At 73.3% G+C, this 15,157-nt stretch carries 18 protein-coding genes; 10 read left to right on the top strand and 8 right to left on the bottom strand.

What is annotated here, in order from left to right; all coding sequences use genetic code 11:
* The first annotated feature begins 6 nt into the window (after positions 1-6).
* The gene (locus ACZ61C_RS46165) at positions 7-462 is read left to right on the top strand and encodes a DUF1707 SHOCT-like domain-containing protein (protein WP_465314342.1); all 456 of its coding nucleotides are present in this window, start codon (positions 7-9) and stop codon (positions 460-462) included.
* A gap of 487 nt (positions 463-949) precedes the next feature.
* Here the strand turns inward: ACZ61C_RS46165 and ACZ61C_RS46160 are convergent, their stop codons facing one another.
* Together ACZ61C_RS46160 and ACZ61C_RS46155 are read right to left on the bottom strand one after the other, a co-directional pair.
* Positions 950-1,696 (bottom strand): ABC transporter permease, encoded by a 747-nt coding sequence (locus tag ACZ61C_RS46160; RefSeq protein WP_465314341.1) that lies wholly within the window; start codon positions 1,694-1,696, stop codon positions 950-952.
* A gap of 21 nt (positions 1,697-1,717) precedes the next feature.
* Positions 1,718-2,401, bottom strand: coding sequence for a phosphatase PAP2 family protein (locus ACZ61C_RS46155; RefSeq protein WP_465314340.1), 684 nt, complete (start codon positions 2,399-2,401; stop codon positions 1,718-1,720).
* Between the two features lie 298 nt (positions 2,402-2,699).
* Here ACZ61C_RS46155 and ACZ61C_RS46150 point away from each other — a divergent pair, with 298 nt between their 5' ends.
* Positions 2,700-3,344 carry a phosphate signaling complex PhoU family protein gene (locus ACZ61C_RS46150; RefSeq protein ID WP_465314339.1) on the top strand — a complete coding sequence of 215 codons (645 nt, stop codon included), beginning with the start codon at positions 2,700-2,702 and terminating at the stop codon, positions 3,342-3,344.
* A gap of 227 nt (positions 3,345-3,571) precedes the next feature.
* Positions 3,572-4,423, top strand: a complete 852-nt coding sequence (locus tag ACZ61C_RS46145) for an alpha/beta fold hydrolase (protein WP_465314338.1) — start codon at positions 3,572-3,574, stop codon at positions 4,421-4,423.
* On the opposite strand, the gene ACZ61C_RS46140 is transcribed toward ACZ61C_RS46145, so the two are convergent.
* Positions 4,410-4,997: a TetR/AcrR family transcriptional regulator gene (locus tag ACZ61C_RS46140; protein WP_465314337.1), complete on the bottom strand. Its 588-nt coding sequence runs from the start codon at positions 4,995-4,997 to the stop codon at positions 4,410-4,412. The genes ACZ61C_RS46145 and ACZ61C_RS46140 overlap by 14 nt on opposite strands.
* Positions 4,998-5,089: 92 nt before the next feature.
* On the opposite strand from ACZ61C_RS46140, the gene ACZ61C_RS46135 reads away from it, so the two are divergent.
* Positions 5,090-6,025 (top strand): NADP-dependent oxidoreductase, encoded by a 936-nt coding sequence (locus ACZ61C_RS46135; RefSeq protein WP_465314336.1) that lies wholly within the window; start codon positions 5,090-5,092, stop codon positions 6,023-6,025.
* Here the strand turns inward: ACZ61C_RS46135 and ACZ61C_RS46130 are convergent.
* Positions 6,022-6,645 (bottom strand): TetR/AcrR family transcriptional regulator, encoded by a 624-nt coding sequence (locus ACZ61C_RS46130; protein ID WP_465314335.1) that lies wholly within the window; start codon positions 6,643-6,645, stop codon positions 6,022-6,024. The genes ACZ61C_RS46135 and ACZ61C_RS46130 overlap by 4 nt on opposite strands.
* Here ACZ61C_RS46130 and ACZ61C_RS46125 point away from each other — a divergent pair.
* Entirely contained in the window at positions 6,631-6,909 is a 279-nt protein-coding gene (locus ACZ61C_RS46125; RefSeq protein WP_465314334.1) for a hypothetical protein, read from the top strand. The genes ACZ61C_RS46130 and ACZ61C_RS46125 overlap by 15 nt on opposite strands.
* Positions 6,910-7,336: 427 nt before the next feature.
* Here the strand turns inward: ACZ61C_RS46125 and ACZ61C_RS46120 are convergent, their stop codons facing one another.
* Positions 7,337-7,837, bottom strand: coding sequence for a GNAT family N-acetyltransferase (locus ACZ61C_RS46120; RefSeq protein WP_465314333.1), 501 nt, complete (start codon positions 7,835-7,837; stop codon positions 7,337-7,339).
* Entirely contained in the window at positions 7,837-8,385 is a 549-nt protein-coding gene (locus tag ACZ61C_RS46115; protein WP_465314332.1) for a dihydrofolate reductase family protein, read from the bottom strand. Before ACZ61C_RS46115 ends, ACZ61C_RS46120 begins: the two co-directional genes overlap by 1 nt.
* A gap of 95 nt (positions 8,386-8,480) precedes the next feature.
* Between ACZ61C_RS46115 and ACZ61C_RS46110 the strand changes: the two genes are divergently transcribed.
* Positions 8,481-11,123, top strand: a complete 2,643-nt coding sequence (locus ACZ61C_RS46110; protein ID WP_465314331.1) for an ATP-binding protein — start codon at positions 8,481-8,483, stop codon at positions 11,121-11,123.
* Positions 11,124-11,148: 25 nt separating this feature from the next.
* Here the strand turns inward: ACZ61C_RS46110 and ACZ61C_RS46105 are convergent, their stop codons facing one another.
* Positions 11,149-11,568: a MarR family winged helix-turn-helix transcriptional regulator gene (locus ACZ61C_RS46105; protein ID WP_465314330.1), complete on the bottom strand. Its 420-nt coding sequence runs from the start codon at positions 11,566-11,568 to the stop codon at positions 11,149-11,151.
* Between the two features lie 56 nt (positions 11,569-11,624).
* Here ACZ61C_RS46105 and ACZ61C_RS46100 point away from each other — a divergent pair, with 56 nt between their 5' ends.
* Positions 11,625-12,140 carry a DUF6790 family protein gene (locus ACZ61C_RS46100; protein ID WP_465314329.1) on the top strand — a complete coding sequence of 172 codons (516 nt, stop codon included), beginning with the start codon at positions 11,625-11,627 and terminating at the stop codon, positions 12,138-12,140.
* 12 nt (positions 12,141-12,152) lie between these two features.
* Here ACZ61C_RS46100 and ACZ61C_RS46095 read toward each other — a convergent pair whose 3' ends face one another.
* Positions 12,153-12,464, bottom strand: a complete 312-nt coding sequence (locus ACZ61C_RS46095) for an EthD family reductase (RefSeq protein ID WP_465314328.1) — start codon at positions 12,462-12,464, stop codon at positions 12,153-12,155.
* Between the two features lie 159 nt (positions 12,465-12,623).
* Here ACZ61C_RS46095 and ACZ61C_RS46090 point away from each other — a divergent pair, with 159 nt between their 5' ends.
* From ACZ61C_RS46090 to ACZ61C_RS46080, 3 genes are all read left to right on the top strand, one after another.
* The gene (locus ACZ61C_RS46090; protein ID WP_465314327.1) at positions 12,624-13,352 is read left to right on the top strand and encodes a S1 family peptidase; all 729 of its coding nucleotides are present in this window, start codon (positions 12,624-12,626) and stop codon (positions 13,350-13,352) included.
* Positions 13,353-13,421: 69 nt separating this feature from the next.
* The gene (locus ACZ61C_RS46085) at positions 13,422-14,084 is read left to right on the top strand and encodes a HEAT repeat domain-containing protein (protein ID WP_465314326.1); all 663 of its coding nucleotides are present in this window, start codon (positions 13,422-13,424) and stop codon (positions 14,082-14,084) included.
* Positions 14,078-15,094 carry a MerR family transcriptional regulator gene (locus tag ACZ61C_RS46080; protein WP_465314325.1) on the top strand — a complete coding sequence of 339 codons (1,017 nt, stop codon included), beginning with the start codon at positions 14,078-14,080 and terminating at the stop codon, positions 15,092-15,094. Before ACZ61C_RS46085 ends, ACZ61C_RS46080 begins: the two co-directional genes overlap by 7 nt.
* Positions 15,095-15,157 lie beyond the last annotated feature (63 nt).

Raw genomic sequence — 15,157 nt, 5'->3', positions numbered from 1 at the left:
GAAACGATGAGCGAGAACGCACCTGGCACGACGATGCCCGAGGGGATTCGCTGTTCGGATGCGGAACGTGAACAGGTCCGAACCGCCCTTTACGCGGCGGCCGGCGAAGGCCGGTTGACGATGGACGAGGTCGAGGAACGCCTCGGGCAGCTCGAGTCGGTCCGCTTCCGGCACGAACTGGCCACGCTGACCGCGGATCTGCCCGCGACGTCGCCGGATGCGCCGAAGCGGTGGCGGCAGATCTTGTCCGCCGCGGGCGCCGCACTGGCCGCCGACGTCGCGGTCCTGCGCGGCCGGGCCGCGGAGCCCACCCCCGGCCGCCGCCGGCTGCTGATCATCGTGACCGTCCTCATCGGACTCCTGATCGCGGCGGCGATCATCGCGGGCGCGGTGCACGGCTTCGGCGCAGAAGGCTTCGAGGGCCACGAGGTGGGCGCTCTCGAGCACGGTCACGGCGGCTGAGCTTGCCCGGCCCCGTCATTCCTTCTCGCCGAATGCCGGCGCGACGAGCGCGCGGCACCCCGTCGACGGTGAAGACCGCGGCGATGCCGAGCACGGTGATGAGGAGAAGGCCCAAGACCAAGACGGCGATGGTGAGGCCGCGTGCCGACCGAGCGGAACGCAGCACGATGCCGTGGTACTCCTGCAGCATGGTCTGGTTGCTCCAGGACATTCCGCGCAGGCTTTCCTCCGCCGAGGTGCGAGCGTTGACGGCAACGGTGAGCTGGTCATTGCGCTGGGCGGCGACACGAGTGGCGTTGGTGGCGGCCGCTTGCGCCGTCGCCGCCTTGTCGCCGAGCGACGTGGCCACCGGACGACCGCCCATCCGCTCCGTGCGGGCTCGGTCCAGTGTGGCCTGGGCGGAGCGGTGCAAGAAGAAAAGAGTGCTGCCGGTCAGCGCCAGCAGGAGAGTCGTCGGAAGTCCGCCGGATATTTCACCTTCGCGGGATCACCGTGCCCGGCTGAGCTTGCCCGCCGCGACGAGCTGGACCGTCACCAAGATCGACACCGCTTCCGCGGCCAGCAGCCCGATGAGCACCAGCACCTGCGTCATTCCGGCCTGAAGCGGTCCGGCGCCGCCGAGCAGTACACCGACGTACGCGCCCGGGAGGGTCACCAGGCCCACCGTGCGGGTCTGGTCCAGGGCCGGGATCAGCGCGTGGCCGGCCGAGGGGCGGCAGATCTCGAGCGCGGCCGGGCGAGGGGTGAACCCCAGCGCGAGGGCCGCCTCGTACTCGCCGTGGCGGGACTTCAGCTCGTCGAGGGCGCGGCGGGCGGCCTGCGACGTCGCCGTCATCGCGCCGCCGATGATGATGCCGGCGATCGGGACCAGCGCGATCGGCTTCGGCGGGACCACGCCGGCCCCGATGACGAGCGCCAGCACCGGGGTGACGCCGGCCGCGAGGGCCGCCGCCGTCCACGGCAGGTTCGCCCAGCCGCCGACACGGCGCGCGGACGTCACCGCCGCGATCGTGAACATGAGCAGCACGAAGAGGCCGGTGAGCGGGACCGAGCGCAGCACGGCGGTGATCACCAGCGACACGAGGGCCAGCTGCGCGACCGCCCGGACGGCCGCGACCAGCACGGCCCGCCCCTGACCGAGCTCTCCCCAGCGCACGACGGCGGCGCCCGCGACGGCGAGCAGGACCAGCACCACCACGAGGGCCGGGCCGAAGGTGATCGCGGCGTTGTTCACGGTGTCGATTGTGGCCGGAAGTCAGCGGGCCGGACCGGCCGTCATCCGACGAGCTTCGCGTTCGTCGATGCGCTGCAGGACCAGGGCACCCGACAGCCAAGCGGTGGCGAAGGCGAGGCTGCCGAGCACGTCGGTGGGCCAGTGCACGCCGAGGTAGACGCGGGTCCAGGCGATCGTGAGGGCGTACGCCACCGCGACGAGCCAGACCAGCCACCGCGGGGCACGGGCGAAGCGGCGGACGACCAGCCAGGCGATCAGGCCCGCGGCGAGTGTCGCGTCGGAGGTGTGTCCCGACGGGAAGGCCAGCCCACCGGCGTCGACGGCCCAGTCCGCCGCCGGTGGCCGGGGCCGGGCGATCAGCTCGGAGATCGCGTAGCGGGTGAGCACGGCGAACAGCATCAGCACGACGACGAGCACGGCTCGGTTGAGCCGGGCCCGCACCGGCCCCGGAGTCGAAACGGCGGCGACCACGAAGACCAGCGGAGCGGTGAACGCCGAGGACGCGGTTGTCGTGAGCACCGCGGCGAACGACGTCAGGCCCGCGCCGCGGTCCGTCACGATCCACTGGTGGACGGCGAGGTCGAAGCCGCCCGCCCAGGGCAGCAGGTCACCGGCCGAGGCGAGCAGCGCCAGGAACACCACCAGCGCGACCACAGCGGCGGCGAGGGGTTTCCGGGTGCTGAGGACGGCGGGCGTGGACGACACCGCGCCGACGTTAGGACCGCCGTGGTCAGCGGCCGGTTCGACGGAGGTTAAAGCCCGTTAACCCGGGGAGTCCACTGTGGATGAAGGTGACCCGGGCAGCGCGGCGCGGCCGGGGACGCGGGCCGGCCGTGAGGCGGGCCCGGCCGTCGAGGGGGAGGGAGCGGCCGGACCCGCGAGACGGGACCCTAGCGGAATCCGTGCCGGAGAACGAGTGTTACCACGATAATCGTCGTGAATGTCCGCGGACTTCGGGAGCGCGCACCCGGTTTCGCGGGGTGGAGGGCGCTAGCATGCTTCGATGCGGGAAAGGTTTCACGGCGAGTTGACCGAGCTGGGCGAGCGGCTGGCGTACATGTGCGGCTTGGCGGGGGAGTCGATGCGGCTGGCCAGCCAGGCGCTGCTGACCGCTGATCTGCGGCTCGCCGAGCGCGTGCTCGGCGCCGACGCCGTTCTCGACCGGGCGTGCGGGGAGTGCGAAGAGCGGGCTCAGGCGCTGCTGGCGTTGCAGGCGCCGGTGGCGGGGAACCTGCGGGCGATCCTCGCGGCGGTGTACTCCGCGGAGAAGATCGAGCGGATGGGCGACCTGGCGGCGCACATCGCCGACACCGCCCGCTTCAACCATCCCGAGCCCGCGGTTCCGGCTGAGCTCGAGGCGGTGTTCGAGGAGATGGCCGCGACCGGGGCGGGGATGGCCGACCGGCTCGGGGAGCTGATCGCCGGGGACGCGACGGGCGGGTTCGCCGAGCTGGACGACACCGACCACGCGGTCGACGCGCTGCACGCCGAGGTGCTCAGGCGGATCACCGGCGACGACTGGCGGCACGGCGTCCAGTCGGCGACGGGGTTGGCGTTGCTGGCGCGGTTCTACGAGCGGTTCGCCGACCAGGCCGTCTCGGTGGCGAAACGGCTGGAGTTCGCCGAGACGGGGACGGCGCCTTCCTGAGCCGCAACCGCCTGGTCGGGCCGGCGATCAGCTGGTCTTCCGACGCGGACGCCGCCACCCGCCTGCTCGAGACGCGCAGGCCGTCGCCGTCGACCACCGCCGGGTCGCCCGAGTGGAACCAGCCGCCGCGGAACGTCTCGCGCGTGGCTTCCGGCGCAGCCGGGTCGTCGACGTCCCGGCGAGGTTCGTCCGCGACGGCGCACAATGGACCGACTGAGGAGGCGACGATGCCCGATGCGACGTTCACCCTGCCCGGAGCCGTGACCGCGTACCGGTGGAACCCGGTGGGGAAGCCGGCCGGGATCCTTCAGCTGACGCACGGCATGGGGGAGCACGTCCGGCGCTACGAGCGGGTCGCGCGTGCGTTCGCCGAGCGTGGGTTCGCCGTGTTCGGGCAGGACCACCGCGGCCACGGCGCGTCGATCACCGCGGAGCCGGGAGACCTCGGCCCGGACGGCTGGGCGGCGCTGGTGGCCGACATCGGGGTGCTGACCGCCCACGCGCGTGCGGAGCTCCCCGGGCTGCCGGTCGTGCTGCTGGCGCACAGCATGGGGTCGTTCGCGGCGCAGCAGTACCTGCTGGACCACTCGGCGGACGTCTCGGCGGTGATCCTGACCGGGACGGCGGCCCTCGACGTCCTCGAGCCGGCGCTGGACCTGGACCAGCCGCTCGACCTGGCGATGTTCAACGCGCCGTTCCAGCCGCCGCGCACGGACTACGACTGGCTCAGCCGCGACGAGTCCGAAGTGGACGCTTACGTCGCGGACCCGTTGTGCGGCTTCGGGATCGACCCGGCGAACACCAAGGCGATGTTCGTCGGCGCGCGCCGGCTGGCAGACCCGGCCGAGGTGGCCCGGATGCGGCCGGACCTGCCGTTGTACCTCGCGGTGGGGGACCAGGACCCGGTGAACGGCAACCTGGCGTTGTTCGACGTCCTGGTGCAGCGCTACCGGGACGCGGGCATCGCGGACGTGACGGCGCGGGTGTACCCGGGCGCGCGGCACGAGATCCTCAACGAGACGAACCGCGCCGAGGTGGTCGGCGAGCTGCTGGCCTGGGCCGAGCTCAAGCTTCGCTGACCTGGGCCCGGCCCGGGCGGAGGCCGTCCATCAGGAGGTTCAGCAGGCGCCCGGCCTGGGCTTCGTGCCCGGGCCGCGGCGCCACGGTGAAGATGCCGATGAGGGACGCGGCGACGTCCTCGGCGGTGACGTCGGCGCGAAGGTCGCCCGCCGCGCGGCCGGCGTCGAGGATCGTCGAGATGGCCGTCAGCAGCTCGGTCCTGGTCTGCGCGTGGGCGATCTCGCCGGCGTCGATCATCGCGACCAGGGTGTCGAGCATGCCGTTCTTGGTCGCGATCCAGTCGCCGAACAGGTCCATCCAGCGCCGCATCGCCGCGGCCGGGGCCAGCCGGGCGAGCAGCTCGCGGGCGCCGGTGGTCAGCCGCACGACCTGGTCTCGGTAGACCGCGTCGACCAGCGATTCGCGGGTGGGGAAGTGCCGGTAGAGCGTCGCGATGCCGACCCCGGCTTCGCGGGCGATGGCCCGCATCGACGGCTCGTCGCCGGCCACGAACACGCGGGTCGCCACCGCGAGCAGCTGGTCGCGGTTGCGGGCGGCGTCGGCCCGTGGCGGACGCGTCTCTGCCTCGGACAAAGTGGAACACGCTCCGGTTGTGCTAGGGTCGGTCAGGTAACCGGAGCATAGTCCGTTTCGACGCGCTCCCCGGGCCGAGGAGACAGGTTTCCATGCCACAAGACCAGAGCAGGGCCGTCCGGCTCGCCGCGTTCGGCGGCCCCGAGGTCCTGGAGGTCCAGGAGGTGCCCGCGCCGCAGGCCGAGCGGGGACAGCTCCGGGTGCGGGTCACCGCGGCCGGGCTGAACCCGATGGACTGGATCATCACCGCCGACGCGGACACCGCCGCCCGGTTCGGCCTGAGCCTCCCGGTCGGCTTCGGGACCGACTACGCGGGCGTCGTCGACCAGGTCGGCGCCGGGGTGACCGGCTTCGCGCCCGGCGACCGGGTGTTCGGCGGCGCCCTGTCCCGCGCGGTCGCCGACTTCGTCGTGGTCGACCTGGCCGAGGGGGCGGCGGCGAACGAGGCCCACCACACGCCCGACGGCGTCGACGACCGCACCGCCGCCACCCTCGCGATCGCCGGCCGCACGGCGTCCGCCGCCCTCGCCGTGGTCGACCTGAGCCCGGAGGACACGGTGCTGATCGGCGGCGCGGCGGGCGGGGTCGGGGTGTTCGCCGTGCAGCTGGCCCGGATCGCGGGAGCGCGGGTGCTCGGGACGGGATCGGCGACCTCGGCCGGCTTCCTGCGCGAGCTCGGCGCCGAACCGGTCGCTTACGGCGAGGGCCTGGCCGACCGGGTCCGGGCCCTCGCACCCGGCGGCGTCACCGCGGCCATCGACCTGCACGGGACGGAGACGGTGCACACCGCGAGGGAGCTCGGCGTGCCGGACGGCCGCATCTGCACCATCGCCGCACAGGTCGACGGCGTGGCGGCGGCCAACGGCGCGAACGCCGCTCCCGGCGCCCTGGAAGAGCTCGCCCGCCTGGTCGCGGAAGGCCGTCTGCGGGTGCCGATCGCGGCGAGCTTCCCGGTCGAGCGGATCCGCGACGCGGCCGAGCTCCAGGCCGGCCGGCACGTGCACGGCAAGGTGGTCGTCGACCTTTAGTCCGAAGTGGACCGGGTGGCGATGTCGAAGGTCTCGACGAGCTCTTCCGCGTAGGCGTCGAGATCAAGGTCGGGGCAGGTTTCCAAGAGGAACGCCAGGCCGTCCACCGAGCGCTGCACGAGTGATCCCATGACGAACGGGTCGAACGCCCGGAACGTGCCGTCTTCCCGGCCCTCGCGCAGGATCCGCTCGACGGCGCCGATCGCGCCCTGGTCGGCGTCGGCGTCGTAGGTGGGGCTGGCGCCCGCCTCGTCGCGGAAGCTCACGAAGATCGAGGCCAGCGCCTGCATCGCGATCCGGTGCCCGGCGACGAACTCCACCACCGCGCGGAGGTGCGCCGCGAGCCGGTCGCGGGGGCCGGTCGCCGCCGCGAGCCGGGCGTCCAGGTGGTTCTGCAGCTGCTGGTACACGTGGGTCACCGTCGCGTGCATCAGCTCGTCGCGGCCGGCGAAGTGGTAGGAGATCAGCCGGGTGCTGCTCAGCCCGCTGCGTTCGGCGATCTTCGCAAAGGTCGCGGCGCGGTAGCCGAGCGCGGCGACGGTGTCGATCGTCGCGGCGATGATCTCCCGCCTGCGGTCCTCCGGCGACAGTCGCCGTCTGGTCGGTTGTGCCTTTGTCACGGCTATCGGATCCACGCCCTTCTCGCACTGGCCTCGCTCTGCGTCGAAGCCGGGTTCACCGGGATCTCCCTGTCGGAGATCTGGCTCGCGTTCCCGCTGCTGGTGCCGCTGTACGGGGCCGGTGTCCTGCTGGCCCGCGAGCTTGTCTGCCGGACCGGGCTCCAAGCCCTGACCAGCCCGCACCTGTACGGCGTGGCCGGCTGGGGACGCGTGTTCGGGATCAACGTCACCTACTGGAAAGCCAGGCCGCCCTCACCACGCTGATCTTCCGGCGACACGGCCGCCGGCCCTGACCGCCATCGTTCTGCTCGGGGTGGTGGCGCTCGTGGTGCTGCCACGGCTGAAGATCCCGCGTCCGGCCCCGGCCTCCCGGCTGCCGCGCTCGTCCTGGGCACCGTCGCCGGGCTCACACCGATCGTGTTCCTCCTGCTGCTGTTCCCGCTCGGCCACGGCGGCTGGGTGGCGATCCCGATGGTGCTCGCGCTCGCGCTCGCCGTCGTGGTGGGCAGGCTGGTCGCCCGGTGGTCGGCGACCGAGGGGTTCACCGACCACCACCGGATCCTCCTCATCGGCGGCGCGCTGGCCGGGCATTCGCTCTTCGCGGTCGCGAGCGGAGTAACGGCCGGGCACGAGGTTCTGTCGCCGGTGCTCGGGGTCGTCGTGATCGGGATGACGGTGCTGCTCCTTCAGGTCATCCGGGGATCCGCCGGTTCGAGAAGTAAGGCTTCCGGAACGGCAGGTCGTGGGCCAGCCAGTGTTTCAGCGCCTCGTGGACCTTCGAGTAGTACTCGCGGTCGTACGCGTCCGGGGTCACCCACCAGCTGACGTCGACGTCGTGGTCGAGCAGATCCTCCGTGAGCTTTGTGCGGCCGCCCATCGGGTACAGGTAGCAGCAGCCCAGGTAGCCGCCCGCCGGGTCGCGCAGGACGTAGGTGTACGAGCCGCCGTCGCGGAACTCGCACTCGTGCCACACCAGGTCGACGTAGTTGTGCTCCTCGGTGACCGCTTCGGTCGGCCAGCCGCCGCCGCGGGTCTGCCGGATGAGGTCGAGGCCGGCGTTGATGCCCGCGACGTCGTCGGCCAGGTCGGCGCGGGTGATCGCCCGGGCGACCACGTCGCCGTGGGTCAGCTCCGCCGGGACCGTGACGCCCTCCGGTGTGGCCAGTCTCTTGACGAACCCCTGGTAGTCCATCAGCGGACCTGGTAGCCGAGGATCACGATGCCCGAGTCGAGCTTGGTCACCGTGTCCAGTTCGAGCTGGGTCAGGGAGCCCTCGCGGAACAGCAGGTCCTGCGGGCCGCCCTGGCGCACGAGCAGCGGGTGGAACCACAGGCGCAGCTCGTCGAGCAGGCCATTTTCCAGCAGGGCGTGCGTCAGCTGCCCGAAGCCGTACTGGATGATGTTGGCCCCCGGCTCGCCCTTCAGCTTCTCGATCGCGGCCACCGGGTCACCGGTGAGGACCGTCGTGTTGGTCCACTCGGGATCGGTGAGGGTCCGGGAGACCACGTACTTGGCCATGCTGTTGATGTGGTCGCTCGCCGGATCTCCCGACCGGGTCGGCCACACGGGCGCGAAGCCCTCGTAGGTGCGTCTGCCCATGATGAGCGCGTCGGACGAGAGCAGCAGCTCGGTCTGCGCGGCCTCACCCCGGCCGCCGTCGGGGCCGCTCGAGGGCCAGTGGTGCGGGGTCTCGATCACGCCGTCGAGCGAGATGTACGTCGAGTTGATGATGCGTCGCATGCGGTGCCTCCCGTGGCCGGTTCCTCCGATGGGGAGAGCCTGCGCCGCGCGGCCCGTCCGGGCATCCGTGCTCACCACGGATCGGGTACGGAATCATGTCCGGGGTGGGTGCGCTGCCGTGGGGAGAGATCTCGGCCAGGGAGGCCGAGGTGCTCGCGGCCGTCGGCGAGCACCTGACGAACGCGCAGATCGCCGGCCGGCTGCACATCTCCGCCCGCACGGTGGAAAGCCACGTGTCGGCGCTGCTGCGCAAGAGCGGCGCGACCGGCCGTCGCGAGCTGGCCGCGCTCGCCGCCGAGGCGGCCGAGCTCGGGGCGCGGGCCGATGACGCCGTGCTGCCGGAGGCCCGGACCAGCTTCGTCGGCCGCGAAGAGGAGCTCCAGGCCGTGCGGACGGCGATCGACACGACCCGGCTGGTGACCCTCACCGGGCCGGGCGGGGTCGGCAAGACCCGGCTCGCCGTCACGGCGGCCGCGGCCTCGCGGTTCCCGGCCAGCGTCGTGTACCTCGACCTCGTCCCGGTCCCGCCCGGGCAGGTGGTGGCCGCCGCGGCCGCCGCGCTCGGTGTCACCGAACGCCCGCCGCGGCCGTTGCTCGACAGCGTCGCCGACCGGGTCCGCGGCCGCGTGATGCTGCTGGTGCTGGACAACTGCGAGCACGTGCTCGACGACGTCGGCGAGCTCGTCGAGACCCTGCTGCGCGCGGGCGGACAGCTGCGGGTCCTCGCCACCAGCCGGGAACGGCTCGGCGTCACCGGCGAGGAGGCGCACGCGGTGCCGCCGCTGCCGCTCGGCTCGGCCGCCGAGACCCTGTTCCTCGACCGCGCCCGCGGCGCCGACCGCACGTTCGCCGCCGCTCCCGCGCTGGTCACCGAGGCGTGCGCCCGGCTCGACGGGCTGCCGCTGGCCATCGAGCTGGCGGCCGCGCGGGCCGCCGCGCTCGGCGTCGACGGGCTTCTCACCGCCCTCGAAGACCGGTTGCGGGCGGTGGCCGGCGGCCGCGGCGGCGAGGCGCGGCACCACTCGCTGGGCGACGTGCTCGGGTGGAGCTACGACCTGCTGGAGCCCGCGGAACGCGCGGTGTTCCGGCGGCTCTCGGTGTTCGCGGCGGGCTTCGACCTCGACGCCGCGACGGCCGTCTCACCCCGCGAGCGCCCGAGCACGGTCGCGCACCTGCTCGGCCGGCTCGTGGAGAAGAGCCTGGTGGTGCGGCGCGGCGGTGACCGCACGCGGTACCGGCTGCTGGAGACGGTCCGGGCGTTCGCGCTCGAACACTTCGCCGCCGACGAAGACCGCGACGACGTCCTGCGGGCGCACCTGGAGTGGGCGAGCCGGGTCGCGGGGGAGCTGGAAGCCGGGCTCGACGACGACCGCGCGGCGCGCTGCGACGAGGTGGTCGACGACCTGCGAGCGGCGTTCGCCCGGACCGGCGCGGAGCCGGATCCCGTGGCGCACCGGCTGGGCCGGGCGCTGGCCCACCTGACGTTCGCCCGGGGTTCGTTCGTCGAGTCCCGCGCGCACTACCGCGCCGCGGCCGACCGGGCCACCGCGCCCGCCGACGCCGTCCGGGACCTGCGCAGCGCGTCGGAGGCCGCGCAGTCGCTGGCCGACGGCGACGACGCGTTCGCGCTGCTCCTCACCGGCGCCGACCGCGCGGGTGACGAGCGGGACCGGGCCGTGCTGCTGGCGTTGGCCGTGACCCTCGCGACCCGCTTTGTCGGGGACTTCCGCCACGCGGTGCCCGCGGCCCGCCGCGCGGACCTGCTGGCGCGGGCCGAGCGGATCCCGGCCGAGGACCGTGAGCACGCGGCAGTGCTCGCCACCGCCCGGGCCTGGCACGGCGAGGCCGACCCGGCCGCCGCCGTCGAAGCCGCGCACGACGCGGGTGATCCGACGCTGCTGCAGGGTGCCCTGGACAGCGCCAACTCGGCCGCCGCGCGCCAGGGCCGGCTGCGCGAGGCCTACCGCATCGCCCGCGAGCGGCTGGACCTGCTGCCCCAGCTCAGCCGGCACCGGCCGGCCGACGGCATCGAGATGTTCGACCTGTTCCACTCGGTCTCGGTGTGCGCGCTGGCGGTGGGTGACCTGCCGGGCGCGCTGGCCATCGCCGCCCGGGCCACGGAACAAGACCCGGTCAACGGCGAATACCCGTTCGTGTCGCGCCTCAAGTACCTGGCGCCGCTCACGCTGTCCGGCCGGTTCGACGAGGCCGTCGAGCTCGGCGAGCGGGCGTTGGCCGAGTGGCGCGCGGCGGGGGCGCCGCTCCTGGCGTGGCTGGCGCCGTCGGTGCAGGTGCTGGAGCTGGCGTCCGGTCTGCGTGGCGACCACGGGCTGTGGCGGGCTCGCACGCTGGAGTTCGCCGGTCACCCCGAGTCCCGCTCGGGCCGCCTCGCCGCAACCACGGCCTTCGTGGAGGCTCGGCTGGCCGTCCACAACGGACACTTGGCCGACGCGGATCGCCTGGTGTGCAACGCGTTCCAGGAGTTTCCGCAACTGTGGTACCGGTCGTACGCGAACGCGGCGGGTGCGGAACTGGCCGTCGTCGCTCAGCTGCCTGACGCGGGGAAACGGCTGGAGCAGGCAGAGTCGACGGCCGAGGAGAACGACTGGGCGGCCGCGTGTGTCGCCCGGGCGCGCGGCAGGTTCGGCGACGCCGCCGCTTTCGAGCGGTCCTTGGAGCTCTGGGAGCGCATCGGCGCGCGGTTCGAGCTGGAGTACACGCGGGAAGTGGCGGGCTGACCGGCCCGTGCGGCCGGCGGTGTGGTCAGTCGGATTCGAGGAGCTCCGCCAGCCGGAGGGTGTCTTCGAGGTAGCGCTCGTACGGGAACCCGGCGGCGACCAACCCGGCGCGGAACTCGTCGTAGAGCGGTTTTCCGTTGACGTGGAAGGCTTTCCGGCCGGTCTCGGTGAGCGTGACCAGCCGCCGCCGCGCGTGGGTGGGGTCGATGATGATCTGGACCAGGCCGTCCGCTTCGAGGGGGCGTAGCGCTCGGCTGATCGCCGGGTCCGACACCGACAACGCCTGCGCCAGCCGGTGCTGCGTCGCCGGTTCGATGTCCTCCAGCGTGCCGAGCAGCCGGATCTGGCTGTAGGTCAGGCCGTCCTGGCCGTCGGTGCGCCGCCGGGCCGCGTCGCCCAGCAGCATGACCACGCGGTGCAGCAAGTCTGCGAGTCCTTCGTCCACGGGATCAGCCTAGCAGAGTGTTGACGCGTTAATGTTAACCATGCAAGACTCAGGGCATGGACAACTTCGGTTACCTCGGCCAGTCAGCCTTCCCCCTGGTCTGGATCGTGGTCCCGGCCATCGGCGCCTCCCTGCGCGCCCGCCACGCCACCTCGGCCCGGGAGCGGCTGGAGATCTGGCAGCGCTGGTGGGCCATCGGCGCCTTCGGCATCGGCAGCCTGTGGATGACGGTGGCGTTCCTCGCCTTCCCGGACGTGATGGCCACCGCGATCGGCTTTCCCCGGACGCCGTTCCTGTTCGAGATCGCCTTCGCCAACCTCGGGCTGGCCATCATGGGCTTCCGCGCCGCTTCGGCGTCGGCCCGCGAGCGCATCACCATCGGGCTCGGCGGCGGCATGTTCCTGTGGGGAGCCATCATCGGCCACCTCTACCAGTGGTTCGCCAACGGCGACCACGCCCCGGGCAACACCGGCGGCGTCCTCGTCACCGACCTGCTGATCCCGGCGGTCATGATCGTCCTCGCGGTGCGGTCGCGGCGCCTGGCCGCCGCCCCGGTCGCAGCGGCCGGCTGACGTGCCGGCGGCTCAGCGGGCGCCGTCCTGCACCGGATAGTGGATGACGACCGCACCGCCGGTGGCGTAGTTGGCGACATCGGCCGCCACCTGCAGGCCCTCCGGCGACGACCTCGCCGCGGTCATCGCCGCGGCGTCGGCGAACTCGGCCTCGAAAACCGCGAAGTAAGGCGTCTGTCCCGGCGTCGCGGCCACCTCGAAGCTGTAGCGCCACGCGAGCAGGCCGGGCATGCGCGTGACCAGCGGGAGGTGGTTGTTCACGTAGTAGTCGCGGAAGTGACCCGGATCGGCGGGTTCGGGATACAGGACCAGCAGCTTGTGCATGGCAACCTCCGTTCAGCGGAAAGCGACAGTAGGTCACAGGCTCCACACCAAGATCAAGGGCATTGCACCGCCACGAACGCGCGCCGCACCGGTGACCCCGGCGAACTCCGGGCAGTCCTGGAAGGATTTGCGGCAGTCGCCGTCCCGAAAGGAATCCGCGTGAGGTTTCGCCGTCTCGCTGTCCTGCTGGCGCTGGTCGCGCCGGCCGTCGTCGTCTTCGCGCCCGGCGCGTCCGCCGTGATCGGCGGCTCGGTCAGCACGACCGCGCCGTGGGCGGTGCGGATGCTGGTCGACGGCAAGGGGGAGTGCACCGGCACCGCGATCACCCGGGAGTGGGTCATCAGCGCGTCGCACTGTTTCTTCGAGCAGGCCGAGCCCATCGCGGACGCGCGCATCGAGTTCCGCGTCGGCAGCCTCGACCAGCGCACCGGCACCCGCGTCCACCCCGTGCCCGGGAGCAGGCAGGGCGCCACGGAAGCGGACATGATGCTGATCAAGGTGCCGCCGATGGCCGTCACGCCGGCGAAGCTGCCCGGCTCGGGGCCGGTGCGCGCCGGCCGTCTCGTGCGCCAGTACGGCTGGGGCGCCACTTGCCGGGGTGACGAGAACGCGTGCCAGTCGGACGTGCTCAAGCAGGCCGACCTGCGTGTCCTGCCCGTCGGCGACCGACGGTGCGAGGGGTTCGCCGAGCCGGGCGGGACCGACTTCTGCATGGCCGGTGTCACCGGCGTTCCCGCGGGCGGCGACTCCGGCGGCCCGGTCATGGGCACCGGCGCGACGGCCGACACCCTCGTCGGCGTGTTCGACACCTCCGACCGGGAGAAGATCGCCGGCGCCGGGGACGTCTTCCGGCAGCTTCGGTGGATCCGCCGGGTCCTGCGCGGCTGATCGTTTCGCGAACGGCGCTTGACCTTGACACCGTGTCAAGGTCTTCACTGGGCGCAGGAGGTGATCGACATGAAAACGCAGGACACGCGCCTGCTCGACGCGCTGGCCGCGGCGAGCTCGTCCACGCGGCTGCAGGCGGCGCTGGCGGTCGGCACGAACCCCGGTCCCGGCTTCGTCGACGCGCTCGTGGCGCGGTGCGCGATCGAACCGGACTTCTTCGTGCGCGACATGCTCACCTGGGCGTTGACCCGCCACCCGGCGGAGCTCACGGTGCCCCGGCTGCGCGCGGAGCTCCTGTCCGAGCGTCCGCAGGCCCGCAGCCAGGCGCTGCACACGCTGTCCAAGATCGGCGACCGGGACGTCTGGCCCGCCATCACCCGGACCCTGCTGCACGACCCCGACGACGAGGTCGCGCGCAGCGCGTGGCGGGCCGCGGTGATCCTGGCGCCGACGCGGGAGCACCGGGGCCTGGCCGTGGACCTGGCCGCCCAGCTCGGTCGCGGCGACCGGACGGTGCAGCTGAGCCTCAGCCGGGCGCTCGTCGCGCTCGGGGAGACGGCGGTGCCGGTCCTGCGGTCGGCGTCGGCGAGTGCGGACCCGGCGGTCCGCGCGCACGCCCGCGCCACCGAACGGCTTCTGCGCGACCCGGACGCGGGGTTCGACCTGGCCGTCGACGAGGCGAAACGCGTCGTCGCGCTCGGCCCGGAGCGGGCCGGGGGAGCGGGGTGCTGATCGGCGAGGTGGCCCGGCGGTCCGGGGTGAGCACCCGGATGCTGCGGCACTACGACTCCCTCGGGCTGGTGCGGCCGACCGGCCGGACCGTGGGCGGCTACCGCGAGTACTCCGCCGAGGACATCCGCCGGATCTTCCACGTCGAGAGCCTGCGGTCCCTGGGGTTGTCGCTGCGGGAGATCGGCCGGGCACTGGAGGATCCCGGCTTCGCGCCGGCCACGCTGGTCGGTGATCTCATCCGGCGGACCGAGGAGCGGCTGAAGCGGGAGCAGGAGCTGCTCGAGCGGCTCCGCCGGGTGGACGCTTCGGCGCCGTCGGGCTGGGAGGGCGTGCTGCGGATCGTCGAGCTGCTGCACGGGCTCGACTCGCCCAGCCCGGCGCGCCGGCAGCAGGCCGTGCTGGCCCCGGCCGAGGAGGTGCCGGTGCCCGCGGAGCTGCTGGCCGGCGCGGTCCTCGCGGAGGCCGACCCGAACGTCGCCGGCGCGCTGCGATGGGCGCTCGCACGGGCCGGTGGTGACGGGGTGGCCAGTGTGGCGTCCGGGGTGCGGTCGCCGGACGTCGACGTCCGGCGCCGCGCGGTCCGGGCGGTCGCCGGGATGCCCGGCGCCGAGGCGGAGGCACTGCTCGCCGAAGCGCTGGCGGACGCGGACGCGGCGGTGCGCAGGCAGGCCGCGCTGGCCCTGGGCGCACGAGGCCTGGACGCGGCGGTGCCGACGCTCGTGGCCATGGTGGTCGAGGGCGTGAACGACGTCGACGCGGGCGAGGTCCTGGGCACGCTGTCGCTCGAACCCGGGTTCGCGGAAGGGATCGTGGGCGCGCTGGTCGCCGAGCTCGGCACCCCTGCGGCGGACTCGGCGGTGCGGATCCGGCTGGCCCAGGCGCTGGCCGAGCTGCCGGGAACGATCGCGCACGGACCGCTCCGGCAGCTGGCCGGCGACGAGGATCGGGCGGTCGCGCTGGTGGCGTCGGCGCTCGCGGACGTGGTCGGGGCACGCTCGACCGGCTCGTGAGCGCTGGTTGCCGATCAGCTCACCCGTGCGGCACCGCACGAAGACTCCGCCCGGTGGCGGGGG

This window comes from Amycolatopsis sp. NPDC104587 (genome assembly GCF_055583645.1).
This window is presented reverse-complemented; position numbering and strand designations above follow the sequence as displayed.